The organism is Streptomyces fractus, from assembly GCF_049844455.1.
GTDB classification, from domain to species: Bacteria; Actinomycetota; Actinomycetes; order Streptomycetales; family Streptomycetaceae; genus Streptomyces; species Streptomyces fractus.
Genome location: NZ_JBMYHI010000001.1, coordinates 1 through 23215 on the forward strand (window position 1 = coordinate 1; position 23215 = coordinate 23215).

28 protein-coding genes and 2 pseudogenes are annotated in these 23215 nt (G+C 67.2%); 14 read left to right on the forward strand and 16 right to left on the reverse strand.

The genetic code is table 11. The annotated features are described in order from the left end of the window. Positions 1-162: DUF397 domain-containing protein (locus ACP4E5_RS00005; protein ID WP_425824940.1), on the reverse strand; the 162-nt coding region annotated here is incomplete at its 3' end. Continuing rightward, a complete protein-coding gene (locus tag ACP4E5_RS00010; protein ID WP_425824593.1) occupies positions 159-1031 on the reverse strand; it encodes a helix-turn-helix domain-containing protein in 873 nt (290 codons plus the stop codon). The genes ACP4E5_RS00005 and ACP4E5_RS00010, both read right to left, overlap by 4 nt. Positions 1032-1555: 524 nt before the next feature. On the opposite strand from ACP4E5_RS00010, the gene ACP4E5_RS00015 reads away from it, so the two are divergent. The 3 genes and pseudogenes from ACP4E5_RS00015 to ACP4E5_RS00025 form a co-directional block, all read left to right on the forward strand. Beyond that, positions 1556-1933 carry a hypothetical protein gene (locus ACP4E5_RS00015; RefSeq protein WP_425824594.1) on the forward strand — a complete coding sequence of 126 codons (378 nt, stop codon included), beginning with the start codon at positions 1556-1558 and terminating at the stop codon, positions 1931-1933. Between the two features lie 116 nt (positions 1934-2049). Further along, on the forward strand, positions 2050-2487 hold the full coding sequence (locus tag ACP4E5_RS00020; RefSeq protein WP_425824595.1) for an ATP-binding protein: 438 nt from the start codon (positions 2050-2052) through the stop codon (positions 2485-2487). A gap of 339 nt (positions 2488-2826) precedes the next feature. After that, positions 2827-3123: pseudogene (locus tag ACP4E5_RS00025) on the forward strand (methyltransferase, FxLD system); the annotation flags it as partial. Between the two features lie 382 nt (positions 3124-3505). On the opposite strand, the gene ACP4E5_RS00030 reads toward ACP4E5_RS00025, so the two are convergent. Both ACP4E5_RS00030 and ACP4E5_RS00035 read right to left on the reverse strand, forming a co-directional pair. Further along, positions 3506-4357 (reverse strand): helix-turn-helix domain-containing protein, encoded by an 852-nt coding sequence (locus ACP4E5_RS00030; protein ID WP_425824596.1) that lies wholly within the window; start codon positions 4355-4357, stop codon positions 3506-3508. Between the two features lie 18 nt (positions 4358-4375). Continuing rightward, the gene (locus ACP4E5_RS00035) at positions 4376-5119 is read right to left on the reverse strand and encodes a DUF6879 family protein (RefSeq protein WP_425824597.1); all 744 of its coding nucleotides are present in this window, start codon (positions 5117-5119) and stop codon (positions 4376-4378) included. A gap of 180 nt (positions 5120-5299) precedes the next feature. Here ACP4E5_RS00035 and ACP4E5_RS00040 point away from each other — a divergent pair, with 180 nt between their 5' ends. The 7 genes from ACP4E5_RS00040 to ACP4E5_RS00070 all read left to right on the forward strand — a co-directional run bounded on the left by ACP4E5_RS00040 (position 5300) and on the right by ACP4E5_RS00070 (position 9728). Continuing rightward, on the forward strand, positions 5300-5503 hold the full coding sequence (locus ACP4E5_RS00040; RefSeq protein WP_425824598.1) for a hypothetical protein: 204 nt from the start codon (positions 5300-5302) through the stop codon (positions 5501-5503). Next, complete coding sequence (locus ACP4E5_RS00045) at positions 5503-5733, forward strand: hypothetical protein (protein WP_425824599.1); 231 nt, start codon at positions 5503-5505, stop codon at positions 5731-5733. Before ACP4E5_RS00040 ends, ACP4E5_RS00045 begins: the two co-directional genes overlap by 1 nt. After that, positions 5730-5921 (forward strand): hypothetical protein, encoded by a 192-nt coding sequence (locus ACP4E5_RS00050; RefSeq protein ID WP_425824600.1) that lies wholly within the window; start codon positions 5730-5732, stop codon positions 5919-5921. Before ACP4E5_RS00045 ends, ACP4E5_RS00050 begins: the two co-directional genes overlap by 4 nt. A 678-nt stretch (positions 5922-6599) precedes the next feature. Then, on the forward strand, positions 6600-7190 hold the full coding sequence (locus tag ACP4E5_RS00055) for a helix-turn-helix domain-containing protein (protein WP_425824601.1): 591 nt from the start codon (positions 6600-6602) through the stop codon (positions 7188-7190). A gap of 120 nt (positions 7191-7310) precedes the next feature. Continuing rightward, a complete protein-coding gene (locus ACP4E5_RS00060) occupies positions 7311-8183 on the forward strand; it encodes a class I SAM-dependent methyltransferase (RefSeq protein WP_425824602.1) in 873 nt (290 codons plus the stop codon). A gap of 395 nt (positions 8184-8578) precedes the next feature. Next, positions 8579-8830 (forward strand): plasmid mobilization protein, encoded by a 252-nt coding sequence (locus ACP4E5_RS00065; protein WP_425824603.1) that lies wholly within the window; start codon positions 8579-8581, stop codon positions 8828-8830. Between the two features lie 244 nt (positions 8831-9074). After that, positions 9075-9728 carry a phosphotransferase gene (locus ACP4E5_RS00070; RefSeq protein ID WP_425824604.1) on the forward strand — a complete coding sequence of 218 codons (654 nt, stop codon included), beginning with the start codon at positions 9075-9077 and terminating at the stop codon, positions 9726-9728. A 259-nt stretch (positions 9729-9987) separates the two neighbouring features. On the opposite strand, the gene ACP4E5_RS00075 is transcribed toward ACP4E5_RS00070, so the two are convergent. Together ACP4E5_RS00075 and ACP4E5_RS00080 are read right to left on the reverse strand one after the other, a co-directional pair. Next, positions 9988-10404, reverse strand: a complete 417-nt coding sequence (locus ACP4E5_RS00075; protein ID WP_425824605.1) for a hypothetical protein — start codon at positions 10402-10404, stop codon at positions 9988-9990. Positions 10405-10456: 52 nt separating this feature from the next. Next, on the reverse strand, positions 10457-11146 hold the full coding sequence (locus ACP4E5_RS00080) for a replication/maintenance protein RepL (RefSeq protein ID WP_425824606.1): 690 nt from the start codon (positions 11144-11146) through the stop codon (positions 10457-10459). Between the two features lie 2148 nt (positions 11147-13294). On the opposite strand from ACP4E5_RS00080, the gene ACP4E5_RS00085 reads away from it, so the two are divergent. Both ACP4E5_RS00085 and ACP4E5_RS00090 read left to right on the forward strand, forming a co-directional pair. Continuing rightward, entirely contained in the window at positions 13295-13984 is a 690-nt protein-coding gene (locus ACP4E5_RS00085; protein ID WP_425824606.1) for a replication/maintenance protein RepL, read from the forward strand. A 52-nt stretch (positions 13985-14036) separates the two neighbouring features. Continuing rightward, positions 14037-14453, forward strand: a complete 417-nt coding sequence (locus ACP4E5_RS00090) for a hypothetical protein (RefSeq protein ID WP_425824605.1) — start codon at positions 14037-14039, stop codon at positions 14451-14453. Positions 14454-14712: 259 nt separating this feature from the next. Here the strand turns inward: ACP4E5_RS00090 and ACP4E5_RS00095 are convergent, their stop codons facing one another. The 7 genes from ACP4E5_RS00095 to ACP4E5_RS00125 form a co-directional block, all read right to left on the reverse strand. Beyond that, positions 14713-15366 carry a phosphotransferase gene (locus tag ACP4E5_RS00095; RefSeq protein WP_425824604.1) on the reverse strand — a complete coding sequence of 218 codons (654 nt, stop codon included), beginning with the start codon at positions 15364-15366 and terminating at the stop codon, positions 14713-14715. Positions 15367-15610: 244 nt separating this feature from the next. After that, positions 15611-15862 (reverse strand): plasmid mobilization protein, encoded by a 252-nt coding sequence (locus tag ACP4E5_RS00100; RefSeq protein WP_425824603.1) that lies wholly within the window; start codon positions 15860-15862, stop codon positions 15611-15613. Positions 15863-16257: 395 nt separating this feature from the next. Beyond that, a complete protein-coding gene (locus tag ACP4E5_RS00105) occupies positions 16258-17130 on the reverse strand; it encodes a class I SAM-dependent methyltransferase (RefSeq protein WP_425824602.1) in 873 nt (290 codons plus the stop codon). Positions 17131-17250: 120 nt separating this feature from the next. Next, on the reverse strand, positions 17251-17841 hold the full coding sequence (locus ACP4E5_RS00110) for a helix-turn-helix domain-containing protein (RefSeq protein WP_425824601.1): 591 nt from the start codon (positions 17839-17841) through the stop codon (positions 17251-17253). A gap of 678 nt (positions 17842-18519) precedes the next feature. Then, positions 18520-18711 (reverse strand): hypothetical protein, encoded by a 192-nt coding sequence (locus ACP4E5_RS00115; RefSeq protein ID WP_425824600.1) that lies wholly within the window; start codon positions 18709-18711, stop codon positions 18520-18522. Next, positions 18708-18938 (reverse strand): hypothetical protein, encoded by a 231-nt coding sequence (locus ACP4E5_RS00120; RefSeq protein WP_425824599.1) that lies wholly within the window; start codon positions 18936-18938, stop codon positions 18708-18710. Before ACP4E5_RS00120 ends, ACP4E5_RS00115 begins: the two co-directional genes overlap by 4 nt. Beyond that, complete coding sequence (locus ACP4E5_RS00125) at positions 18938-19141, reverse strand: hypothetical protein (RefSeq protein WP_425824598.1); 204 nt, start codon at positions 19139-19141, stop codon at positions 18938-18940. Before ACP4E5_RS00125 ends, ACP4E5_RS00120 begins: the two co-directional genes overlap by 1 nt. A 180-nt stretch (positions 19142-19321) precedes the next feature. On the opposite strand from ACP4E5_RS00125, the gene ACP4E5_RS00130 reads away from it, so the two are divergent. Together ACP4E5_RS00130 and ACP4E5_RS00135 are read left to right on the forward strand one after the other, a co-directional pair. Continuing rightward, positions 19322-20065, forward strand: a complete 744-nt coding sequence (locus ACP4E5_RS00130) for a DUF6879 family protein (protein ID WP_425824597.1) — start codon at positions 19322-19324, stop codon at positions 20063-20065. 18 nt (positions 20066-20083) lie between these two features. Further along, positions 20084-20935, forward strand: coding sequence for a helix-turn-helix domain-containing protein (locus tag ACP4E5_RS00135; RefSeq protein ID WP_425824596.1), 852 nt, complete (start codon positions 20084-20086; stop codon positions 20933-20935). 382 nt (positions 20936-21317) lie between these two features. On the opposite strand, the pseudogene ACP4E5_RS00140 reads toward ACP4E5_RS00135, so the two are convergent. From ACP4E5_RS00140 to ACP4E5_RS00150, 3 genes and pseudogenes are all read right to left on the reverse strand, one after another. Beyond that, positions 21318-21614: pseudogene (locus tag ACP4E5_RS00140) on the reverse strand (methyltransferase, FxLD system); the annotation flags it as partial. A gap of 339 nt (positions 21615-21953) precedes the next feature. Next, entirely contained in the window at positions 21954-22391 is a 438-nt protein-coding gene (locus tag ACP4E5_RS00145) for an ATP-binding protein (protein WP_425824595.1), read from the reverse strand. A 116-nt stretch (positions 22392-22507) separates the two neighbouring features. Continuing rightward, positions 22508-22885 (reverse strand): hypothetical protein, encoded by a 378-nt coding sequence (locus tag ACP4E5_RS00150; protein WP_425824594.1) that lies wholly within the window; start codon positions 22883-22885, stop codon positions 22508-22510. Between the last annotated feature and the right edge of the window lie 330 nt (positions 22886-23215).

Below are 23215 nucleotides of genomic sequence, written 5' to 3' on the forward strand. Positions count from 1 at the left end.
GTGCTTGCTGACGACGAACGGCGGGTTGTCGAGGTCCTCGTTGTCGCGGATGGCGACCTGTCCGTCAGGAGTGAAGGCGACTTCGAGGCAGCCGCCGTTGCCGCTGGAGGCGGTGGCCTTGAACCAGTTGAGGTCGCGCAGGAAGTCGGGGGTATTGGTCATCGTTTCTCCTTTACCGCATCCCGGAGCCTTGCCGCCGAGTCGTCCGGGTCGAGCGCCATGGCTCGCAGCAGGTCGAAGGATGTCGTGAACTTTCTGACGTCGTACTTCTTATCGAGGTACAGATTTCCGGCGGGACTGTCGATGTAAACGACGGGCGTCGCCTCCTCGAAGTCCAGGATCGAGAACGGACCGCCCAGGCCGGGGTGGGCTCCCTTGTCCTCCGGCATGATCTGGATCCGGACATTGGGGAGCTCGGTCAGCTCGATCAGGTGCTCAATCTGGGCGCGCATGACATCAGCACTGCCAACAGGCCGTCGCAGGACGCTTTCGTCGAGGATCGCCCACGCCTCCAGCGCAGTCGACCGTCCCGACGTCTCGTGAGCGGTGAGGAGTTCGGCGCGCTTCATGCGCACGTCCACCATGTCGTCGTAGTCCACCGGCCGATTGCTCGGCCAGGCCGCCACGATCGCCCGTGCGTACTCGCGGGTCTGTAGCAGGCCGTGTACGAGCGTGGATTCCCACGCCTGCTCGGCGATGGCGTCTGTCTCGAACGCCAACAGCGGTTCCAGGTCGCTCGGCATGGCCTCGCGATAGCCGTCCCACCAGGCCGAATCCTGTGCTGCGTCGGAGGCAAGGTCTCGTAAGGCCTGAATCTGCGCCTGGTTCTCGATGCCGAACAGCTTGACCAGCTGGTCGAGCTCGCGGTCATGCAACTTGACCCTGCCGTTGCCGTTCTCCAGACGGCTCACTCGTGTCTCGGAGCACTTCAGATGCGTGGCCACGTCAGCGGCTCGCAGCCCGGCGGCCTTGCGCAGGCGCACGATCTCCGCGCCGAGCAGTCGTCGGTTGGGCCTTGTCTGCTGCACCACCTGGTGCCGCCCCCTTCGCTTGCGCCGACCATTTCGAACTTGCGCACTTTCCTGCGCACAGTCTGCCGTACCACCTGAACGCGCTGCACACATAGGCCCTCTCCCTCATCGAATATTCCCCGCGCATGTGCGTACTTTCGGAAAACTTGCTGCGCACTTGCGCAGTAGGTGCGCAGAGGGTCACTGTAGGGCTAGTTGGACACGACAGGTAGCGACTTGATCGCACTACGTAGATCACGTCGCGCAGGCGTTCGGGAGCGTTCCATGCAGCCGTCCGTGCAGGTCACGGCAGACCAGCCCATCAAATCCCGCGAGTTGACCGATGTTCGTGCGCAGGACCAGGACGGTCTGAGCCTCACCGCACACCAGTGGGAGCAGGCACACGGCCAACGGCGCGCATGCTGTGGACGTAGGGATGAGCCTCTGGAACCGGGCGGTTATGCGTACGTCAAACTGCGTGGACGTCTCGGCTACGCGGTCAGCGTCTGCCCCACCTGTCCGACTCGCGTGGACGGGGCCGGACAGTGACAACCGGACCACGCCCTGCCGAAGTTGAGGTCCTGCGGATCCGCCGGTCCCTCGCCTTTCACGTCCTGGCCGTGCTCAAGGAACGCGGCATCCCTTGCGGACCGGTGCTCGACAACCGGGCCCGCGCCGCCCTCGAGGTCCTGGTGCCCGACGGCACCGCCGCCACATGGCCCGCCCTGCCCGGCACGCGATGCGTGGCCGGTGCCCACCTCCCTAGCCCGGCCCGCCGCGCATGGATCTGGCCCACCGACCCGTCCGCCACGGTGTCCACCGACCCGGACGCCCTGTGCGAAGCCGTGACCGTAGCTCTTGCCCAGCTTGCGGCCCCTCTGCTCGGTGCCGTGCATCCGCACCCGGAAATGGAGCGCTCATGACCGACCGTCAGCCGCCAATCCCGGTGCTCTGGCCAGTGTTCGCGCCGAGCACGCAGCCCGCCTTACCGTCCGACCCCCGCCCGAGCGCCGATGCCACAGGTCCGCAGCCGCGCTCAATGACCGTCACGTTGCCCGGCCGAGAGCTGGACACCCCCAAGCGCGCACGCGCCTATGTGACTGACTTCCTGCGTGAATGGAACGTCTCCCGGGACGCCGTTGAGATGCTGACGCTCGCCGTCAGCGAGCTTGCGACGAACGCGGTGACGCACGTCGGACACGGCACCATCGCCGTGCGGGTTACGCTCACCGACGACGAGGCGCTCGTGTCCGTCACGGACGGGGGCCTTTGCGGACGCCCCTCCGCGCGTACCGGCACAGGCCCGGACGACGAGCACGGCCGTGGCCTTGCGCTCGTCGAGGCCCTCGTCGACCGGCTCGTCGTGCGGCTGTACCAGGAGACGACCGAGGTCCTGGTCGCCGTCGCCCTTCCCGGGCCCGTACACGACAGCAGCGAGGGAGGAGCCGACGATGATGGCGCACGCCCTCACCAGTAAGGCCCCGGCCACCCGCGTACCACGGGCCGCGGGACCGGACTCGCGACCCCGCGCACCGCCGCCGACATGATCGGCCAACGCGTTCACGACGACGTCGACGCGTACCTGAAGCGCCCCACCGGTCATGCTTGGTTGTAAACCACCGTCGCCCTGCACGGCCTCACCTGCTCGCTCAACGTGGCGCCCACTCTCCGGCCCAATCAGCACGCCGGCATCGTCATATGCAGGGCGTCCCGGTCCCGGGCCTGACGTGCGGTCACCACGCGCTCAGCACCGGGATCTGCACGTTCACGCTCCTCACGCTCGCATCCCTGACGCGCTTAAGCCCCGTCGGTCTGCCCCCCGTCCACGGCCGCCGTGGACGGGGGAGCGGTCACCTACCTCGCCCGTCGCCCGATGGACCGCAGGGCCCACGGTCGCGCCAAGCTGTGGGAGTTCGGCGTGATCGGGCACGGCCTCGACATCGATCAACTCGTCGCGCAGGTCGCTGATGCGATCCGTACCTGGGACCGGAACTTCCGCGGCCGCGAGGCCACCTTCGAGATCCAGCCCCTCGACGCCGCGCCGACCGAGCACCGCCCCGGCCTGTTCACGCTGGAGACGCCGCTCAACCGGATCACTGTGGATTGGTATTGATTGGCAGAGTGCGGCGCCTCGAGGGACCCGTCTCACGGTGACGAGAGTGGCCGCTGGATTTCCGGCGGCCACGGAGTTCTGGAGGCCGGTTGCCTTCCCGGGGTGCCTTCCCCGGTTGCTTTCCCGCGTTGCCTTCCCGTATTGCTCTCCCGTGTTGCCTCATGGCTGCCCACCCGCGAGGCGGGCGCGGAGTATCGGACCAGGTGGGGGCGGGTCGGGGTACTGCCGGCTTACGCCGACACCTCTCTCCTGGGCACCAGGAGAGAGGATCTTCTCTTCCTCTTCGCGCTGCCGCTCGAACCCGGGTGCGCTGTCCACAGGTCGAAGGCCCAGCGGGATGGCTCTTGCGGCCGGCGGCCTCGCGGCACGGCGCCGGACGATGCTAGGTGGCGTGCAGGTGGCGGCGCGCCTGGTGGATCAGCTGTTGCGCGTCGGTGCCGAAGGTGGCGGACTCGCGCAGGGTGCGCCACGTGCGCAGGTGCAGCGCGATGGAGTCGGCGTCGTCGATCCAGAGTTCTGCGTGCCAGGTTTCGACCATGACGAGCCGCTCGTCATGGATCCAGAACGGCACGGTCGGCGGGATCTTGAGGGACGCGATGTGGGGGATGACGCCGAGGTGCACGGTGTCCAGTCCGACCAGACCCCAAAGGCGGTCGAGTTGCGCGGCGAGTACCGAGGGTGGGCAGATCAGGGAGCGCAGCGCCGTCTCGCCGATCAGGATCTCGAATCGCTTGCTGTCGTCGTAGAGGAGCTCCTGCCGTTTGATCCGAGCGCGAACGGCTGCCTCGGTGTCCTGGGGCGAGCGGTGCAAGTCGGCATAACGCGTGAAGACGTGCCGTGCGTAGTCGGCGGTCTGCAGAATCCCCGGGACGGTCGCGGACTCGAATCCGTGAATGACGCTGGAGCGCTCGTACTCGGCAGCCACCGACTGCTGCACCGGCTGGTGCCCGGCGGCGAGCTGGCGCCGCCAGGACCGGATGTGGGACTCGAACCCGCGCAGCCGGGCGAGCAGTTCGCCGTACGCGGCGGGGTGACCGGTCGCGTCGGCCCAGGCCCGCAGGTCTTCGGGAGTCGCGGTCTGTTTCCCGTTCTCGAGCTTGGAGACTTTCGGCTGCGTCCAGCTGAGCAGTTCGGCGAGGCGGACCCCGGTGAGGCGTCCTTGAGGGGCGGACATGCGCAGTTCACGCAGGCGCACTCCGAGCGCCTCGCGCGCGTGCTGGTAGTCCGTGCTCACCGGCGCCCGCCTTGTCCGTCAGCTCGCTACGGAGGCCTGGTGGGGGCGGGCCGATGCGTGGTGCCATGCGGCGTCCCGGAGCATCGCGTAGCGCACCACCTCGGAGGGCTCCGTGATCAGCTCTACGTCGAGGAGTTCGTCGGTGTCGTTGAAGTGCAGCCGGGCGACCAGGCGTGAGTCAAAGAGCCAGAAGTCCTCGCTTCCCAGCTTCAGCCGCTCGGCCTGCGCACGGTCCAGCGTGCGGATGTCTTCCCCCAGAGCCCGGTTGCGTTCGGCGTTGACCAGCAGATAGCGCTGGCCCTTCGTCGGAGGATCGTCGAGCAGGCGGACCCGGGCCACGGACTTTCCGGCCTCCATCTGCCGCCGGATCGTCTCGCAGTACCAGGAGTCCATGTCCCAGTCGACCCGCCCTTCAGCGAGGAACTGCGCGTACGTCTCGGTCTCCTCGTCGGACGCGTACCGGCGACGGGTCTCCAACCGCCAGGCCGTGTGCTCGAAGATCTCGAACAGCCGGTTGAAGGCACCGAGGTCGATGATCCGAGCCTGGCGGGTGCGGTCCTTGGGCGCCCAGTCCGAGATGACGTCGCGCGGCACGACGACCGCGACCTCGCCCGGACCAAGGTGCTGCAGCTGCTCCAGGTCTTCCGCTGCGGTCAGCGGGGGACCGTGCACGATCACCTCGCCGGTGTCGAGATCCTCGTGGATCGACGGGCAACCAGTGTCCCCACTGCCCGTGCCGTTGAAGCGGATGTTGCGCGCCATGGCTTCCTCCTGCTGCCTCGCGGTGCACTGTGTGGTCTTCGACCGTGCGCTGAAGCTGGCTGACGCCGCTATAGCCTCCCGGGCACTTCATGAGCATGGTCACGCATATTGGGAAGGCCCTCAAGAATAACGACGCATACCGGCTGGCTGCCACAACTCCACCAAGCTGATGGTGAGTTCATGACCACCGCACAGAAACCTGCAACGAACGAAGCCGCCGAGGCGGCCGAGGTCCTGCGCGCAGCACTGACAGAGGTCGGGATCGTTCTTCCGTCCTTGGGAGTCGATGGAGCCTCTCCTGCTCTGAACCTGATCAACCTGGGACGGATCCGTGCCGATGTCGCCCTGCGGCTGGCCGAGGCCCTGCGAGGAGGGCACGCGTGATGGGAAGCGAGTACACGCCGAAGCGAGGGGACCTGGTCTGGGACGCTGCGGCGTGCAGGGTCGGTGAGGTCGTCGACCACGTCGGCCCCTGCTGGCAACTCAAGCCATCCCACGGCGGTGGCCGCGAGTGGGACGCCCGCGGCCCGCTCCGGCCGGCCACCCAGGCAGAACGGCTGTCAGCGAGCGTGGCACTGGCCAACGCCCGCAGCCAGAAGGGAGGCAGGCCGTGACGACCCCCACCCCGAAACGTATCGACGAGGACACGCTGTCGCCCGAGTGCGCTCTCGCCCAAAGCCCCGGCTACGCGGACCTCCACGCCGCGTGCGCCCAACTCGACGACGTGCCGCTTCCGCACGCGAAGGGGCTGCTGCTGGCCCGTCGCTGCCGGTGCCCCTGCCACGGGCGGCGCCGGGCATAGAGGCAAGCTTCGCCTAGCTCTTGAGCGCGAAGGCCGGCCGCCCCGGCGGCGGTGACGTTATGGTCGCGCGGTGGACGCGCGTGGCGTCGTGTTCAGGTCCGTCGAAGTAGGCGAAGAAGGACGGCATACGCCTGCCGTTCGGCCTGGGTGCGCTCGTCGGCTGGTAGCGCGCCGCGCGCACAGCCCGGCGACTTCGACCTCGTAGATGCGATCGTCCGACTCGGGCCGCAGCTGCTGGACCGAGTACGAGTGCCACCCGTACAAGGTTGAGCGGCACGACTGTCGGTTCGCCTCCAGGAGGCCACCGAAGTGGTGTACGAACAGTTCGACGTCGTCGCACTCGAAGCCCAACCGCGCCATGTCGCCGACCGTACACCCGGCGTACTTCTTCTCCGGGCCGGGGCAGGGGGCGGGCTGGTAAACGCAGCGCGGGTACGTACGGCGCGGATGTGCTCGACGCTGACGGCCAGGCGGAGGGCGCCGCCCTCGTCGTTGACGACCACCTGCACCGGGGTGTCGACGACGCGGATGTTGCGGGCCGCGAACCGGGCACGGGTGGCCTCATCCGTTGTCACAGCCATGGCCTCCGGCCATTCCTCGTGCACCGGTCGCAGACGTTGCGGACCAGTTGAACGCAACGTTAAGCGGAGGTTGCGTGGAAGGCATACAATGTTGCTCATGGCGCAAGAAGATGGAGATCTGGACAGCCTCGTACGTAAACGCATCCGCGCCCTGCGGGTTGCGCAGGGCTGGTCCCTGGAGGAATTGGCCTCCCGTGCCCACCTCAGCCAGTCCTCGCTGAGCCGCATTGAGAACGGCCAGCGCCGCCTTGCTCTGGATCAGCTGGTCACACTCGCCCGTGCCCTGGACACCACGCTCGATCAGCTCGTGGAGACCGCTACCGACGACGTCGTCACCAGCCCGACCATCGACAGCGCTCACGGCCGGATGCGCTGGACCATCAAGGCCGATCCCGGGATGAGCGTGGTGCGCCAGCGCATGACCGAACCGCCCCCCGACAACCCGGCGCGCATGCGCGCCCACCCGGGGCGCGAATGGATCGTCGTCCTGTCCGGCACCGCGATCCTCATGCTCGGCCACCGCCGCTTCCGCCTCGAGACCAACCAGGCCGCCGAGTTCCCCACGATGATGCCGCACGCGATCGGCGCCGACGGCGGACCCTGCGAGATCCTCGGCATCTTCGACCGCGACGCCCGCCGCGGTCACCAGAACGACAGCGACGACGGCACCCGAGGCGCTCCCGGGTGACCGTGCGACACCCTCCCTCGGCGGCGACGTCATGCGTGTCGGGCAGCACCCTCGACCATCATCTTGCGCAAACAGGGATACTCCGTGCCCCAGGGGCATACTCGCCCTAGGGTGATGAACATGAACCACGTACACACCCACACCCCTCACCACGGCGTTTCGCACGCTCACCACCACGAGCACGCCATGAACGGCCAAGCGGAGATCCTCGACCTGGATGCCGAGATCCTCGCCGAGCACACCGCCGCCATTACCGCGTGGCTGCCGCTGCCGACTACTCCGCACCACATCGTGGACTTGGGCTGCGGCACGGGCGCGGGCACCTTCGCTCTCCTGGACCGCTTCCCCGACGCGCATGTCACTGCCGTCGACGCCTCCGCCGAACACCTGCAGCGCCTGCGCACCAAGGCGCGCACCCGAGGCGTCGGCGACCGCGTACGAACCGTGCAGGCCGACCTCGACGACGCCATTTGGCCCGACCTCGACTCACCCGACCTCGTCTGGGCATCAGCCTCGATGCACCACATGGCCCACCCCGACCGCGCACTGCGCACCGTCCACGACGCGCTCGCGCCCGGCGGCCTGTTCGCCGTCGTCGAGTTGGCCGGCCACCCCCGCTTCCTGCCCGAAAACGCCCCCGAGGAAAGGCCCGGCCTAGAAGAACGCGTCCACGCCGTCGCCGACCGCCGCCAAGCCGGACACATGCCCCACCGTGGCGCCGATTGGGGCCCGATGCTGACCGCAGCCAGCTTCACCGTCGAAGGCGAACGCACCATCGCCGTCAACCTCGAAGGCTCGCACAGCGAAGCGATCGGCCGCTACGCCACCGGTGTCCTGCAGCGCATCCGCAGCGCCACAGCAGACGGACTCACTCCTGGGGACCTCGCCGCGCTCGACCAGCTCCTCGACACCAGTGGCCCGCGCAACATCCTGCGCCGCGACGACCTGACGGTACGCACCGAGCGCACCGTCTGGGCAGCCCGCCGCATCTGACCACCGTGGTTCCACTCACCAGGGCGGTCCCGCCTCCGAGCCTGCGGACGGTGATGGGTCGGGCGTGCAACAACCCGCCGGCCGAGGCGAGTTCGCAGGAACTGAGTGGTAGACCTGCACCAGCTCGACGTGTGCGGCGAAGGCATCCGCACACGTCCCGTCGCCGAAATCGTGCAGACGACAGCCGGCCTGGCCCGCCGGAAAGGCACGCCCGAACCGCGCTTGCCCTTCGGGCCCCCACTGCTCGCGGGAGCCCTCCTCGGCGTCCTGGCGGGGGGCTATAACCGTCTGACGGTGCGGCGGACACCCCCATCCCACCCCCAGAGCCCGCCATGTACCGGCAGCAATCTTGACAAAGCCTCGTAGCAACCTGTAAGGGGAGCTACGATGTCCGTATGGGTAAGAAGCAGATCAACGTCCGCGTGGATGAGGAAAAGTACGAGGTGATCGAGCGCAGGGCCGCGGCCCTGGGGATGGAGGTCAACGCGTACGTGCAGCGGCTCGCCACCGACGAGGGCGACGAACTGCGCCTGCGCTTCCTCGACACGGTCGCGCACTTCACGCACGCATGGGGCCCGGACTTCGCCGAGCACTTCGGCCACGACGTCCCCGGCGCGAAGCCGCCCCATGGGCAGGCTGCCGCGTGACCCTGTACATCGACCGCGCCTGTCTGCTCACTGCCTCGCACAATTCGCTCCGGTCGGACCCGGACGTGATCGATTACGGTTTCTCTGAACTAACTTGATAATTGCTCAACTGAGCGAATTCGCAGGTGCTTCGTCTTCGACGAGGCGCTTTTTGTTGCCTTGATTCTCCTCAACTCTCCGTGTTGAGCGGGGTGTTGGCTGTGGATGTGCGTCCGGCGAAGCGGCTGAGGTCAGGCATACCGAGGTGAACGCTGGTGCTGCGCCGCCGCAGGCCCGCCTGACCACCCCTGAGCAGGTCCTGGACCGGGCGTCCGAGCTGGAAGCCAAGTTGGCCTCCGAGCAAGGCGACTTCGCCGAACAGGCCCGACAGGCGCTCGCCAACAGGAAGCGGATGCTGCGCCAGCACGTCGGGCTGCAGCCGGCCGCCGGGGTACCAGGCGGCCCGTGCGGCTGGACACATGGAGACTTCCAGTTCCGCAACCAGCTATGTGCCCAGGGCTGTGTGGTCGCCGTCCTGGACTGGGACCGCATCGGCGTGCGGCCGTACGTCGAGGAGGTCGCCCGCACCGAGCAGGTGCAGTTCAGCACGGACGGCTGCCTCGCCCTCGCGCACGTCGGGGCGTTCACCACTGGATACCGAAAGTGGGTGAGCCTCGACGCCGACTCCCTTGCGGACGGAGCGCGCCGCCTGTGGTGGAAGCGCTTGACCGATTTCTGGCAGCTGGAGTTCTACCTCGACCGCCTCAAGGCCGAGTTCGCGGACATGTTCCTCGCCGACGAGGCACTGCTGTGCTGGTGGACCCAGCGGCTGGACCAGGTGGAGGCCGCAAGTCTCCGGCCGCTAGCCGCGGGGCAGGAAACCGGCAGCAACGAGCTCCCGGCAGGCACCTGCGCGTGAGAGGTCGTGTCTCATCCGGGATGCGGCAGGGGGAGCGACGAGCATGCCGCCTCTCCGGTTGGAGGCCGACTGCCGGCGCACCGTGGCGTGCTCGGTGCCGGATACCCTTGACCTACGTCTTCCGCAGCCGACGACAGGTGAGCGTCTACAACGTCACGTTGAAGGTGCACAGTTGCGTAGTGCGGGTATAGTCGTAGGTACTTCTTACTCAGGCACGTGGGGTCCGCCAGTCTTCTGGTGGACCCCACGTTTTGTCTGGCTAGGCCACCTGCAGCTTGCGGCGGCCTTCGAGCGGTGGTGCCACGGTGTACTGAGGCAGCTTCAGAGTGGGCAGGTCGCCGGCCTTCATCTCCACAAGGGCGTTGCGGAAGGCCTGCTCCATGTCTGCATGGCTTTCGTACTTGGCGGCCAGCGGGTGCAGGCGGTAGCTGTTGCCCTTGCGTTCACCGCCTTCTGGGCGCAGGACGATGCCCAGATCACAAAGGGGCGCGATCAAGGCGCTGATGGCCTGCTGGGTCTTGTTGTGGTACTCCTGCGCCATTTCGCGTTGTTTGACGGGCAGGTGGCCTCCAAACTCGCTGCGATAGAGCAGGTACTGGAGGAACTTGACGGCGCTGCCGGAGAGGGGCAGGGCCCAGATCCGTTCGGAGACGATCGGGGACATGACCTCGGCCATCAGAGACGTCCCTTCATGGTGGTGGGCTGCGGAGACCAGTATCGGGGCTGGGTCACCCGGCGCGCTCCTGGGGCGGCTGGTCTTCGGCTTCGAACATCTGGAGCTGTTCCTGTTGGGGAACTGGTCCGAGGAAGTTGCCGAAGGAGTCGGGCCGGTCGCCGTGGTCCCTCTTGATGTCCGCGAGTACGTCCTGCTGGGCGGCACTGTTGCCGTTGAACCACAGGTGGACGTTGAGCCGGATGGTTCCATTGCCGTGGCGCTCGAGCCAGCCGTACTCGCACAGCGCTTTGATCGCGCGGGTGACGGTGGAGCGGCTGATTTCGGTGGCGCCCTCGACGCGGCGGGCCTCGCGGTTGAGGCCGTTGGTGATCTCCTGCTGGGTGTAGTTGGCGATGCCCGTGCCACGCAGCTGCCCGCCGGCGACGTACAGGAACACGCACATCTCGCTCTTGGTGACCTGCTTGGCGACAGCCAGCTGTGCCAGGCGTTGGACGAACCAGTTGCTGGTGATGCTGTATCCGGCGTCGCCGGCCATGTCGTGGACGGTGCGGTGGTCGTCGTCGTACTCGAAGGTGACGCCCTTGAGTTTGCGACGCTTCTTCTGGGTCTTCTCTTGCTCTTCGACTGTCTCACCGAGCTGCTGGCCGAGGACGGCCAGGATGTCGCCGAATCCCATCTCGTTAGAGTCGGCGGGCAGTGCGCGCGGACGGTGGTACTCCACCCCCGGCGGATCTGAGGTCACGGTTCCTCCTTCTTTACTCAGGCGGGGCCGACAGTACCTCAGATAACAACTGCTGCTTGTGTTTTGGGGCGGAGACGCACACGCGTGTCGCGGGGATCGAGGCCCTTGCGTGCCAGGGCACCAAAATACAAGTGAGACTTGTACGAGGGGTCATCTCTACCTCCTTTCACAAGCGCCGTTTGTGTACCTGTGTCGCGAGGGGCACAACAGAGCACGTGCAGTGCGTGCGCGACCCCTCTCGTCCTGCAGATACGCAACGCGCTGACCTGCGCGTTCGCCCGGACGTTACCCACACAAGCAGCGGTTGTGTTTCAGGGTTACTTGTAGGCCCCAGAACACTCTTTGCATGCTGAAATGTGCTGGCCACGACACATCGTCGCTTACATTCATGCAGGTCAGAGGCGCTTTTTGAGCGGGCCCCTCTTGTAGTAAAGAGCTTCCCCGCCCGGGTGTCGTGGACGCGTTGGCTGTGGAGGCCCGTGAGGGGTCGTCAAGGGTCCCTGGGCGCGGTGTCGTTGGTCGGCGGCCGGTCCCGTGTGTGCGAGCTCGGGCTGCCCGACGCGTGCTTCGTCGGCGGCCCTCGTTCGGCCCCAATGGGGGCGCGCGGGTACCTAGTTCGGATGGCGAGTCTGGTTCGGCTGCTGCTTTTCGGGTGTGGGCCTTTCTCGGAATAGTACGGGGGTATTCTGGGTTCTATTCGGGTAGGCGGTGACTTGATAGGGAATCGAGGCGGCATCCCTTCAATTTGGGCGGCATTCGGAGGCTTCCCAACCATGACCCATGTGGTAGCCGCTCATCCCATGAGCTAGCCAAGTGCCAACTTTGACGCGCGTCGGTTTCTGACATGCCATCAGATCCAGAATTGGCACGTCACGCTTTGCTGCCAGCCCCAAGCATCGTGCGGAGTGCGGGGTTTGAGGGCCGGATCGCGGAGCGATTCGAGCCCGTCAGAACTGCGGAGCAGTTCTGACGGTGTGTCACGGAGTGACACACCAACTCCCCTGCGGAGCAGGGGAGTTGAACGAACGCTCCGCGTTCGTTCCCGTCGCGTAGCGACGGCGCGTCGTGTCTGCTCCGCAGACCGACGCGCCGTCGCTACGCGACGGGAACGAACGCGGAGCGTTCGTTCAACTCCCCTGCTCCGCAGGGGAGTTGGTGTGTCACTCCGTGACACACCGTCAGAACTGCTCCGCAGTTCTGACGGGCTCGAATCGCTCCGCGATCCGGCCCTCAAACCCCGCACTCCGCACGATGCTTGGGGCTGGCAGCAAAGCGTGACGTGCCAATTCTGGATCTGATGGCATGTCAGAAACCGACGCGCGTCAAAGTTGGCACTTGGCTAGCTCATGGGATGAGCGGCTACCACATGGGTCATGGTTGGGAAGCCTCCGAATGCCGCCCAAATTGAAGGGATGCCGCCTCGATTCCCTATCAAGTCACCGCCTACCCGAATAGAACCCAGAATACCCCCGTACTATTCCGAGAAAGGCCCACACCCGAAAAGCAGCAGCCGAACCAGACTCGCCATCCGAACTAGGTACCCGCGCGCCCCCATTGGGGCCGAACGAGGGCCGCCGACGAAGCACGCGTCGGGCAGCCCGAGCTCGCACACACGGGACCGGCCGCCGACCAACGACACCGCGCCCAGGGACCCTTGACGACCCCTCACGGGCCTCCACAGCCAACGCGTCCACGACACCCGGGCGGGGAAGCTCTTTACTACAAGAGGGGCCCGCTCAAAAAGCGCCTCTGACCTGCATGAATGTAAGCGACGATGTGTCGTGGCCAGCACATTTCAGCATGCAAAGAGTGTTCTGGGGCCTACAAGTAACCCTGAAACACAACCGCTGCTTGTGTGGGTAACGTCCGGGCGAACGCGCAGGTCAGCGCGTTGCGTATCTGCAGGACGAGAGGGGTCGCGCACGCACTGCACGTGCTCTGTTGTGCCCCTCGCGACACAGGTACACAAACGGCGCTTGTGAAAGGAGGTAGAGATGACCCCTCGTACAAGTCTCACTTGTATTTTGGTGCCCTGGCACGCAAGGGCCTCGATCCCCGCGACACGCGTGTGCGTCTCCGCCCCAAAACACAAGCAGCAGTTGTTATCTGAGGTACTGTCGGCCCCGCCTGAGTAAAGAAGGAGGAACCGTGACCTCAGATCCGCCGGGGGTGGAGTACCACCGTCCGCGCGCACTGCCCGCCGACTCTAACGAGATGGGATTCGGCGACATCCTGGCCGTCCTCGGCCAGCAGCTCGGTGAGACAGTCGAAGAGCAAGAGAAGACCCAGAAGAAGCGTCGCAAACTCAAGGGCGTCACCTTCGAGTACGACGACGACCACCGCACCGTCCACGACATGGCCGGCGACGCCGGATACAGCATCACCAGCAACTGGTTCGTCCAACGCCTGGCACAGCTGGCTGTCGCCAAGCAGGTCACCAAGAGCGAGATGTGCGTGTTCCTGTACGTCGCCGGCGGGCAGCTGCGTGGCACGGGCATCGCCAACTACACCCAGCAGGAGATCACCAACGGCCTCAACCGCGAGGCCCGCCGCGTCGAGGGCGCCACCGAAATCAGCCGCTCCACCGTCACCCGCGCGATCAAAGCGCTGTGCGAGTACGGCTGGCTCGAGCGCCACGGCAATGGAACCATCCGGCTCAACGTCCACCTGTGGTTCAACGGCAACAGTGCCGCCCAGCAGGACGTACTCGCGGACATCAAGAGGGACCACGGCGACCGGCCCGACTCCTTCGGCAACTTCCTCGGACCAGTTCCCCAACAGGAACAGCTCCAGATGTTCGAAGCCGAAGACCAGCCGCCCCAGGAGCGCGCCGGGTGACCCAGCCCCGATACTGGTCTCCGCAGCCCACCACCATGAAGGGACGTCTCTGATGGCCGAGGTCATGTCCCCGATCGTCTCCGAACGGATCTGGGCCCTGCCCCTCTCCGGCAGCGCCGTCAAGTTCCTCCAGTACCTGCTCTATCGCAGCGAGTTTGGAGGCCACCTGCCCGTCAAACAACGCGAAATGGCGCAGGAGTACCACAACAAGACCCAGCAGGCCATCAGCGCCTTGATCGCGCCCCTTTGTGATCTGGGCATCGTCCTGCGCCCAGAAGGCGGTGAACGCAAGGGCAACAGCTACCGCCTGCACCCGCTGGCCGCCAAGTACGAAAGCCATGCAGACATGGAGCAGGCCTTCCGCAACGCCCTTGTGGAGATGAAGGCCGGCGACCTGCCCACTCTGAAGCTGCCTCAGTACACCGTGGCACCACCGCTCGAAGGCCGCCGCAAGCTGCAGGTGGCCTAGCCAGACAAAACGTGGGGTCCACCAGAAGACTGGCGGACCCCACGTGCCTGAGTAAGAAGTACCTACGACTATACCCGCACTACGCAACTGTGCACCTTCAACGTGACGTTGTAGACGCTCACCTGTCGTCGGCTGCGGAAGACGTAGGTCAAGGGTATCCGGCACCGAGCACGCCACGGTGCGCCGGCAGTCGGCCTCCAACCGGAGAGGCGGCATGCTCGTCGCTCCCCCTGCCGCATCCCGGATGAGACACGACCTCTCACGCGCAGGTGCCTGCCGGGAGCTCGTTGCTGCCGGTTTCCTGCCCCGCGGCTAGCGGCCGGAGACTTGCGGCCTCCACCTGGTCCAGCCGCTGGGTCCACCAGCACAGCAGTGCCTCGTCGGCGAGGAACATGTCCGCGAACTCGGCCTTGAGGCGGTCGAGGTAGAACTCCAGCTGCCAGAAATCGGTCAAGCGCTTCCACCACAGGCGGCGCGCTCCGTCCGCAAGGGAGTCGGCGTCGAGGCTCACCCACTTTCGGTATCCAGTGGTGAACGCCCCGACGTGCGCGAGGGCGAGGCAGCCGTCCGTGCTGAACTGCACCTGCTCGGTGCGGGCGACCTCCTCGACGTACGGCCGCACGCCGATGCGGTCCCAGTCCAGGACGGCGACCACACAGCCCTGGGCACATAGCTGGTTGCGGAACTGGAAGTCTCCATGTGTCCAGCCGCACGGGCCGCCTGGTACCCCGGCGGCCGGCTGCAGCCCGACGTGCTGGCGCAGCATCCGCTTCCTGTTGGCGAGCGCCTGTCGGGCCTGTTCGGCGAAGTCGCCTTGCTCGGAGGCCAACTTGGCTTCCAGCTCGGACGCCCGGTCCAGGACCTGCTCAGGGGTGGTCAGGCGGGCCTGCGGCGGCGCAGCACCAGCGTTCACCTCGGTATGCCTGACCTCAGCCGCTTCGCCGGACGCACATCCACAGCCAACACCCCGCTCAACACGGAGAGTTGAGGAGAATCAAGGCAACAAAAAGCGCCTCGTCGAAGACGAAGCACCTGCGAATTCGCTCAGTTGAGCAATTATCAAGTTAGTTCAGAGAAACCGTAATCGATCACGTCCGGGTCCGACCGGAGCGAATTGTGCGAGGCAGTGAGCAGACAGGCGCGGTCGATGTACAGGGTCACGCGGCAGCCTGCCCATGGGGCGGCTTCGCGCCGGGGACGTCGTGGCCGAAGTGCTCGGCGAAGTCCGGGCCCCATGCGTGCGTGAAGTGCGCGACCGTGTCGAGGAAGCGCAGGCGCAGTTCGTCGCCCTCGTCGGTGGCGAGCCGCTGCACGTACGCGTTGACCTCCATCCCCAGGGCCGCGGCCCTGCGCTCGATCACCTCGTACTTTTCCTCATCCACGCGGACGTTGATCTGCTTCTTACCCATACGGACATCGTAGCTCCCCTTACAGGTTGCTACGAGGCTTTGTCAAGATTGCTGCCGGTACATGGCGGGCTCTGGGGGTGGGATGGGGGTGTCCGCCGCACCGTCAGACGGTTATAGCCCCCCGCCAGGACGCCGAGGAGGGCTCCCGCGAGCAGTGGGGGCCCGAAGGGCAAGCGCGGTTCGGGCGTGCCTTTCCGGCGGGCCAGGCCGGCTGTCGTCTGCACGATTTCGGCGACGGGACGTGTGCGGATGCCTTCGCCGCACACGTCGAGCTGGTGCAGGTCTACCACTCAGTTCCTGCGAACTCGCCTCGGCCGGCGGGTTGTTGCACGCCCGACCCATCACCGTCCGCAGGCTCGGAGGCGGGACCGCCCTGGTGAGTGGAACCACGGTGGTCAGATGCGGCGGGCTGCCCAGACGGTGCGCTCGGTGCGTACCGTCAGGTCGTCGCGGCGCAGGATGTTGCGCGGGCCACTGGTGTCGAGGAGCTGGTCGAGCGCGGCGAGGTCCCCAGGAGTGAGTCCGTCTGCTGTGGCGCTGCGGATGCGCTGCAGGACACCGGTGGCGTAGCGGCCGATCGCTTCGCTGTGCGAGCCTTCGAGGTTGACGGCGATGGTGCGTTCGCCTTCGACGGTGAAGCTGGCTGCGGTCAGCATCGGGCCCCAATCGGCGCCACGGTGGGGCATGTGTCCGGCTTGGCGGCGGTCGGCGACGGCGTGGACGCGTTCTTCTAGGCCGGGCCTTTCCTCGGGGGCGTTTTCGGGCAGGAAGCGGGGGTGGCCGGCCAACTCGACGACGGCGAACAGGCCGCCGGGCGCGAGCGCGTCGTGGACGGTGCGCAGTGCGCGGTCGGGGTGGGCCATGTGGTGCATCGAGGCTGATGCCCAGACGAGGTCGGGTGAGTCGAGGTCGGGCCAAATGGCGTCGTCGAGGTCGGCCTGCACGGTTCGTACGCGGTCGCCGACGCCTCGGGTGCGCGCCTTGGTGCGCAGGCGCTGCAGGTGTTCGGCGGAGGCGTCGACGGCAGTGACATGCGCGTCGGGGAAGCGGTCCAGGAGAGCGAAGGTGCCCGCGCCCGTGCCGCAGCCCAAGTCCACGATGTGGTGCGGAGTAGTCGGCAGCGGCAGCCACGCGGTAATGGCGGCGGTGTGCTCGGCGAGGATCTCGGCATCCAGGTCGAGGATCTCCGCTTGGCCGTTCATGGCGTGCTCGTGGTGGTGAGCGTGCGAAACGCCGTGGTGAGGGGTGTGGGTGTGTACGTGGTTCATGTTCATCACCCTAGGGCGAGTATGCCCCTGGGGCACGGAGTATCCCTGTTTGCGCAAGATGATGGTCGAGGGTGCTGCCCGACACGCATGACGTCGCCGCCGAGGGAGGGTGTCGCACGGTCACCCGGGAGCGCCTCGGGTGCCGTCGTCGCTGTCGTTCTGGTGACCGCGGCGGGCGTCGCGGTCGAAGATGCCGAGGATCTCGCAGGGTCCGCCGTCGGCGCCGATCGCGTGCGGCATCATCGTGGGGAACTCGGCGGCCTGGTTGGTCTCGAGGCGGAAGCGGCGGTGGCCGAGCATGAGGATCGCGGTGCCGGACAGGACGACGATCCATTCGCGCCCCGGGTGGGCGCGCATGCGCGCCGGGTTGTCGGGGGGCGGTTCGGTCATGCGCTGGCGCACCACGCTCATCCCGGGATCGGCCTTGATGGTCCAGCGCATCCGGCCGTGAGCGCTGTCGATGGTCGGGCTGGTGACGACGTCGTCGGTAGCGGTCTCCACGAGCTGATCGAGCGTGGTGTCCAGGGCACGGGCGAGTGTGACCAGCTGATCCAGAGCAAGGCGGCGCTGGCCGTTCTCAATGCGGCTCAGCGAGGACTGGCTGAGGTGGGCACGGGAGGCCAATTCCTCCAGGGACCAGCCCTGCGCAACCCGCAGGGCGCGGATGCGTTTACGTACGAGGCTGTCCAGATCTCCATCTTCTTGCGCCATGAGCAACATTGTATGCCTTCCACGCAACCTCCGCTTAACGTTGCGTTCAACTGGTCCGCAACGTCTGCGACCGGTGCACGAGGAATGGCCGGAGGCCATGGCTGTGACAACGGATGAGGCCACCCGTGCCCGGTTCGCGGCCCGCAACATCCGCGTCGTCGACACCCCGGTGCAGGTGGTCGTCAACGACGAGGGCGGCGCCCTCCGCCTGGCCGTCAGCGTCGAGCACATCCGCGCCGTACGTACCCGCGCTGCGTTTACCAGCCCGCCCCCTGCCCCGGCCCGGAGAAGAAGTACGCCGGGTGTACGGTCGGCGACATGGCGCGGTTGGGCTTCGAGTGCGACGACGTCGAACTGTTCGTACACCACTTCGGTGGCCTCCTGGAGGCGAACCGACAGTCGTGCCGCTCAACCTTGTACGGGTGGCACTCGTACTCGGTCCAGCAGCTGCGGCCCGAGTCGGACGATCGCATCTACGAGGTCGAAGTCGCCGGGCTGTGCGCGCGGCGCGCTACCAGCCGACGAGCGCACCCAGGCCGAACGGCAGGCGTATGCCGTCCTTCTTCGCCTACTTCGACGGACCTGAACACGACGCCACGCGCGTCCACCGCGCGACCATAACGTCACCGCCGCCGGGGCGGCCGGCCTTCGCGCTCAAGAGCTAGGCGAAGCTTGCCTCTATGCCCGGCGCCGCCCGTGGCAGGGGCACCGGCAGCGACGGGCCAGCAGCAGCCCCTTCGCGTGCGGAAGCGGCACGTCGTCGAGTTGGGCGCACGCGGCGTGGAGGTCCGCGTAGCCGGGGCTTTGGGCGAGAGCGCACTCGGGCGACAGCGTGTCCTCGTCGATACGTTTCGGGGTGGGGGTCGTCACGGCCTGCCTCCCTTCTGGCTGCGGGCGTTGGCCAGTGCCACGCTCGCTGACAGCCGTTCTGCCTGGGTGGCCGGCCGGAGCGGGCCGCGGGCGTCCCACTCGCGGCCACCGCCGTGGGATGGCTTGAGTTGCCAGCAGGGGCCGACGTGGTCGACGACCTCACCGACCCTGCACGCCGCAGCGTCCCAGACCAGGTCCCCTCGCTTCGGCGTGTACTCGCTTCCCATCACGCGTGCCCTCCTCGCAGGGCCTCGGCCAGCCGCAGGGCGACATCGGCACGGATCCGTCCCAGGTTGATCAGGTTCAGAGCAGGAGAGGCTCCATCGACTCCCAAGGACGGAAGAACGATCCCGACCTCTGTCAGTGCTGCGCGCAGGACCTCGGCCGCCTCGGCGGCTTCGTTCGTTGCAGGTTTCTGTGCGGTGGTCATGAACTCACCATCAGCTTGGTGGAGTTGTGGCAGCCAGCCGGTATGCGTCGTTATTCTTGAGGGCCTTCCCAATATGCGTGACCATGCTCATGAAGTGCCCGGGAGGCTATAGCGGCGTCAGCCAGCTTCAGCGCACGGTCGAAGACCACACAGTGCACCGCGAGGCAGCAGGAGGAAGCCATGGCGCGCAACATCCGCTTCAACGGCACGGGCAGTGGGGACACTGGTTGCCCGTCGATCCACGAGGATCTCGACACCGGCGAGGTGATCGTGCACGGTCCCCCGCTGACCGCAGCGGAAGACCTGGAGCAGCTGCAGCACCTTGGTCCGGGCGAGGTCGCGGTCGTCGTGCCGCGCGACGTCATCTCGGACTGGGCGCCCAAGGACCGCACCCGCCAGGCTCGGATCATCGACCTCGGTGCCTTCAACCGGCTGTTCGAGATCTTCGAGCACACGGCCTGGCGGTTGGAGACCCGTCGCCGGTACGCGTCCGACGAGGAGACCGAGACGTACGCGCAGTTCCTCGCTGAAGGGCGGGTCGACTGGGACATGGACTCCTGGTACTGCGAGACGATCCGGCGGCAGATGGAGGCCGGAAAGTCCGTGGCCCGGGTCCGCCTGCTCGACGATCCTCCGACGAAGGGCCAGCGCTATCTGCTGGTCAACGCCGAACGCAACCGGGCTCTGGGGGAAGACATCCGCACGCTGGACCGTGCGCAGGCCGAGCGGCTGAAGCTGGGAAGCGAGGACTTCTGGCTCTTTGACTCACGCCTGGTCGCCCGGCTGCACTTCAACGACACCGACGAACTCCTCGACGTAGAGCTGATCACGGAGCCCTCCGAGGTGGTGCGCTACGCGATGCTCCGGGACGCCGCATGGCACCACGCATCGGCCCGCCCCCACCAGGCCTCCGTAGCGAGCTGACGGACAAGGCGGGCGCCGGTGAGCACGGACTACCAGCACGCGCGCGAGGCGCTCGGAGTGCGCCTGCGTGAACTGCGCATGTCCGCCCCTCAAGGACGCCTCACCGGGGTCCGCCTCGCCGAACTGCTCAGCTGGACGCAGCCGAAAGTCTCCAAGCTCGAGAACGGGAAACAGACCGCGACTCCCGAAGACCTGCGGGCCTGGGCCGACGCGACCGGTCACCCCGCCGCGTACGGCGAACTGCTCGCCCGGCTGCGCGGGTTCGAGTCCCACATCCGGTCCTGGCGGCGCCAGCTCGCCGCCGGGCACCAGCCGGTGCAGCAGTCGGTGGCTGCCGAGTACGAGCGCTCCAGCGTCATTCACGGATTCGAGTCCGCGACCGTCCCGGGGATTCTGCAGACCGCCGACTACGCACGGCACGTCTTCACGCGTTATGCCGACTTGCACCGCTCGCCCCAGGACACCGAGGCAGCCGTTCGCGCTCGGATCAAACGGCAGGAGCTCCTCTACGACGACAGCAAGCGATTCGAGATCCTGATCGGCGAGACGGCGCTGCGCTCCCTGATCTGCCCACCCTCGGTACTCGCCGCGCAACTCGACCGCCTTTGGGGTCTGGTCGGACTGGACACCGTGCACCTCGGCGTCATCCCCCACATCGCGTCCCTCAAGATCCCGCCGACCGTGCCGTTCTGGATCCATGACGAGCGGCTCGTCATGGTCGAAACCTGGCACGCAGAACTCTGGATCGACGACGCCGACTCCATCGCGCTGCACCTGCGCACGTGGCGCACCCTGCGCGAGTCCGCCACCTTCGGCACCGACGCGCAACAGCTGATCCACCAGGCGCGCCGCCACCTGCACGCCACCTAGCATCGTCCGGCGCCGTGCCGCGAGGCCGCCGGCCGCAAGAGCCATCCCGCTGGGCCTTCGACCTGTGGACAGCGCACCCGGGTTCGAGCGGCAGCGCGAAGAGGAAGAGAAGATCCTCTCTCCTGGTGCCCAGGAGAGAGGTGTCGGCGTAAGCCGGCAGTACCCCGACCCGCCCCCACCTGGTCCGATACTCCGCGCCCGCCTCGCGGGTGGGCAGCCATGAGGCAACACGGGAGAGCAATACGGGAAGGCAACGCGGGAAAGCAACCGGGGAAGGCACCCCGGGAAGGCAACCGGCCTCCAGAACTCCGTGGCCGCCGGAAATCCAGCGGCCACTCTCGTCACCGTGAGACGGGTCCCTCGAGGCGCCGCACTCTGCCAATCAATACCAATCCACAGTGATCCGGTTGAGCGGCGTCTCCAGCGTGAACAGGCCGGGGCGGTGCTCGGTCGGCGCGGCGTCGAGGGGCTGGATCTCGAAGGTGGCCTCGCGGCCGCGGAAGTTCCGGTCCCAGGTACGGATCGCATCAGCGACCTGCGCGACGAGTTGATCGATGTCGAGGCCGTGCCCGATCACGCCGAACTCCCACAGCTTGGCGCGACCGTGGGCCCTGCGGTCCATCGGGCGACGGGCGAGGTAGGTGACCGCTCCCCCGTCCACGGCGGCCGTGGACGGGGGGCAGACCGACGGGGCTTAAGCGCGTCAGGGATGCGAGCGTGAGGAGCGTGAACGTGCAGATCCCGGTGCTGAGCGCGTGGTGACCGCACGTCAGGCCCGGGACCGGGACGCCCTGCATATGACGATGCCGGCGTGCTGATTGGGCCGGAGAGTGGGCGCCACGTTGAGCGAGCAGGTGAGGCCGTGCAGGGCGACGGTGGTTTACAACCAAGCATGACCGGTGGGGCGCTTCAGGTACGCGTCGACGTCGTCGTGAACGCGTTGGCCGATCATGTCGGCGGCGGTGCGCGGGGTCGCGAGTCCGGTCCCGCGGCCCGTGGTACGCGGGTGGCCGGGGCCTTACTGGTGAGGGCGTGCGCCATCATCGTCGGCTCCTCCCTCGCTGCTGTCGTGTACGGGCCCGGGAAGGGCGACGGCGACCAGGACCTCGGTCGTCTCCTGGTACAGCCGCACGACGAGCCGGTCGACGAGGGCCTCGACGAGCGCAAGGCCACGGCCGTGCTCGTCGTCCGGGCCTGTGCCGGTACGCGCGGAGGGGCGTCCGCAAAGGCCCCCGTCCGTGACGGACACGAGCGCCTCGTCGTCGGTGAGCGTAACCCGCACGGCGATGGTGCCGTGTCCGACGTGCGTCACCGCGTTCGTCGCAAGCTCGCTGACGGCGAGCGTCAGCATCTCAACGGCGTCCCGGGAGACGTTCCATTCACGCAGGAAGTCAGTCACATAGGCGCGTGCGCGCTTGGGGGTGTCCAGCTCTCGGCCGGGCAACGTGACGGTCATTGAGCGCGGCTGCGGACCTGTGGCATCGGCGCTCGGGCGGGGGTCGGACGGTAAGGCGGGCTGCGTGCTCGGCGCGAACACTGGCCAGAGCACCGGGATTGGCGGCTGACGGTCGGTCATGAGCGCTCCATTTCCGGGTGCGGATGCACGGCACCGAGCAGAGGGGCCGCAAGCTGGGCAAGAGCTACGGTCACGGCTTCGCACAGGGCGTCCGGGTCGGTGGACACCGTGGCGGACGGGTCGGTGGGCCAGATCCATGCGCGGCGGGCCGGGCTAGGGAGGTGGGCACCGGCCACGCATCGCGTGCCGGGCAGGGCGGGCCATGTGGCGGCGGTGCCGTCGGGCACCAGGACCTCGAGGGCGGCGCGGGCCCGGTTGTCGAGCACCGGTCCGCAAGGGATGCCGCGTTCCTTGAGCACGGCCAGGACGTGAAAGGCGAGGGACCGGCGGATCCGCAGGACCTCAACTTCGGCAGGGCGTGGTCCGGTTGTCACTGTCCGGCCCCGTCCACGCGAGTCGGACAGGTGGGGCAGACGCTGACCGCGTAGCCGAGACGTCCACGCAGTTTGACGTACGCATAACCGCCCGGTTCCAGAGGCTCATCCCTACGTCCACAGCATGCGCGCCGTTGGCCGTGTGCCTGCTCCCACTGGTGTGCGGTGAGGCTCAGACCGTCCTGGTCCTGCGCACGAACATCGGTCAACTCGCGGGATTTGATGGGCTGGTCTGCCGTGACCTGCACGGACGGCTGCATGGAACGCTCCCGAACGCCTGCGCGACGTGATCTACGTAGTGCGATCAAGTCGCTACCTGTCGTGTCCAAC

Bases quoted from the DNA above. Each gene is read 5' to 3' on its own strand.
- ACP4E5_RS00040 (WP_425824598.1), top strand. From the start codon at position 5,300: ATGACCACCGCACAGAAACCTGCAACGAACGAAGCCGCCGAGGCGGCC.
- ACP4E5_RS00130 (WP_425824597.1), top strand. From the start codon at position 19,322: ATGGCGCGCAACATCCGCTTCAACGGCACGGGCAGTGGGGACACTGGT.
- ACP4E5_RS00020 (WP_425824595.1), top strand. From the start codon at position 2,050: ATGACCGTCACGTTGCCCGGCCGAGAGCTGGACACCCCCAAGCGCGCA.
- ACP4E5_RS00065 (WP_425824603.1), top strand. From the start codon at position 8,579: ATGGGTAAGAAGCAGATCAACGTCCGCGTGGATGAGGAAAAGTACGAG.
- ACP4E5_RS00105 (WP_425824602.1), bottom strand. From the start codon at position 17,130: ATGAACCACGTACACACCCACACCCCTCACCACGGCGTTTCGCACGCT.
- ACP4E5_RS00100 (WP_425824603.1), bottom strand. From the start codon at position 15,862: ATGGGTAAGAAGCAGATCAACGTCCGCGTGGATGAGGAAAAGTACGAG.
- ACP4E5_RS00055 (WP_425824601.1), top strand. From the start codon at position 6,600: ATGGCGCAAGAAGATGGAGATCTGGACAGCCTCGTACGTAAACGCATC.
- ACP4E5_RS00110 (WP_425824601.1), bottom strand. From the start codon at position 17,841: ATGGCGCAAGAAGATGGAGATCTGGACAGCCTCGTACGTAAACGCATC.
- ACP4E5_RS00060 (WP_425824602.1), top strand. From the start codon at position 7,311: ATGAACCACGTACACACCCACACCCCTCACCACGGCGTTTCGCACGCT.
- ACP4E5_RS00125 (WP_425824598.1), bottom strand. From the start codon at position 19,141: ATGACCACCGCACAGAAACCTGCAACGAACGAAGCCGCCGAGGCGGCC.
- ACP4E5_RS00045 (WP_425824599.1), top strand. From the start codon at position 5,503: ATGGGAAGCGAGTACACGCCGAAGCGAGGGGACCTGGTCTGGGACGCT.
- ACP4E5_RS00075 (WP_425824605.1), bottom strand. From the start codon at position 10,404: ATGGCCGAGGTCATGTCCCCGATCGTCTCCGAACGGATCTGGGCCCTG.
- ACP4E5_RS00090 (WP_425824605.1), top strand. From the start codon at position 14,037: ATGGCCGAGGTCATGTCCCCGATCGTCTCCGAACGGATCTGGGCCCTG.
- ACP4E5_RS00120 (WP_425824599.1), bottom strand. From the start codon at position 18,938: ATGGGAAGCGAGTACACGCCGAAGCGAGGGGACCTGGTCTGGGACGCT.
- ACP4E5_RS00035 (WP_425824597.1), bottom strand. From the start codon at position 5,119: ATGGCGCGCAACATCCGCTTCAACGGCACGGGCAGTGGGGACACTGGT.
- ACP4E5_RS00145 (WP_425824595.1), bottom strand. From the start codon at position 22,391: ATGACCGTCACGTTGCCCGGCCGAGAGCTGGACACCCCCAAGCGCGCA.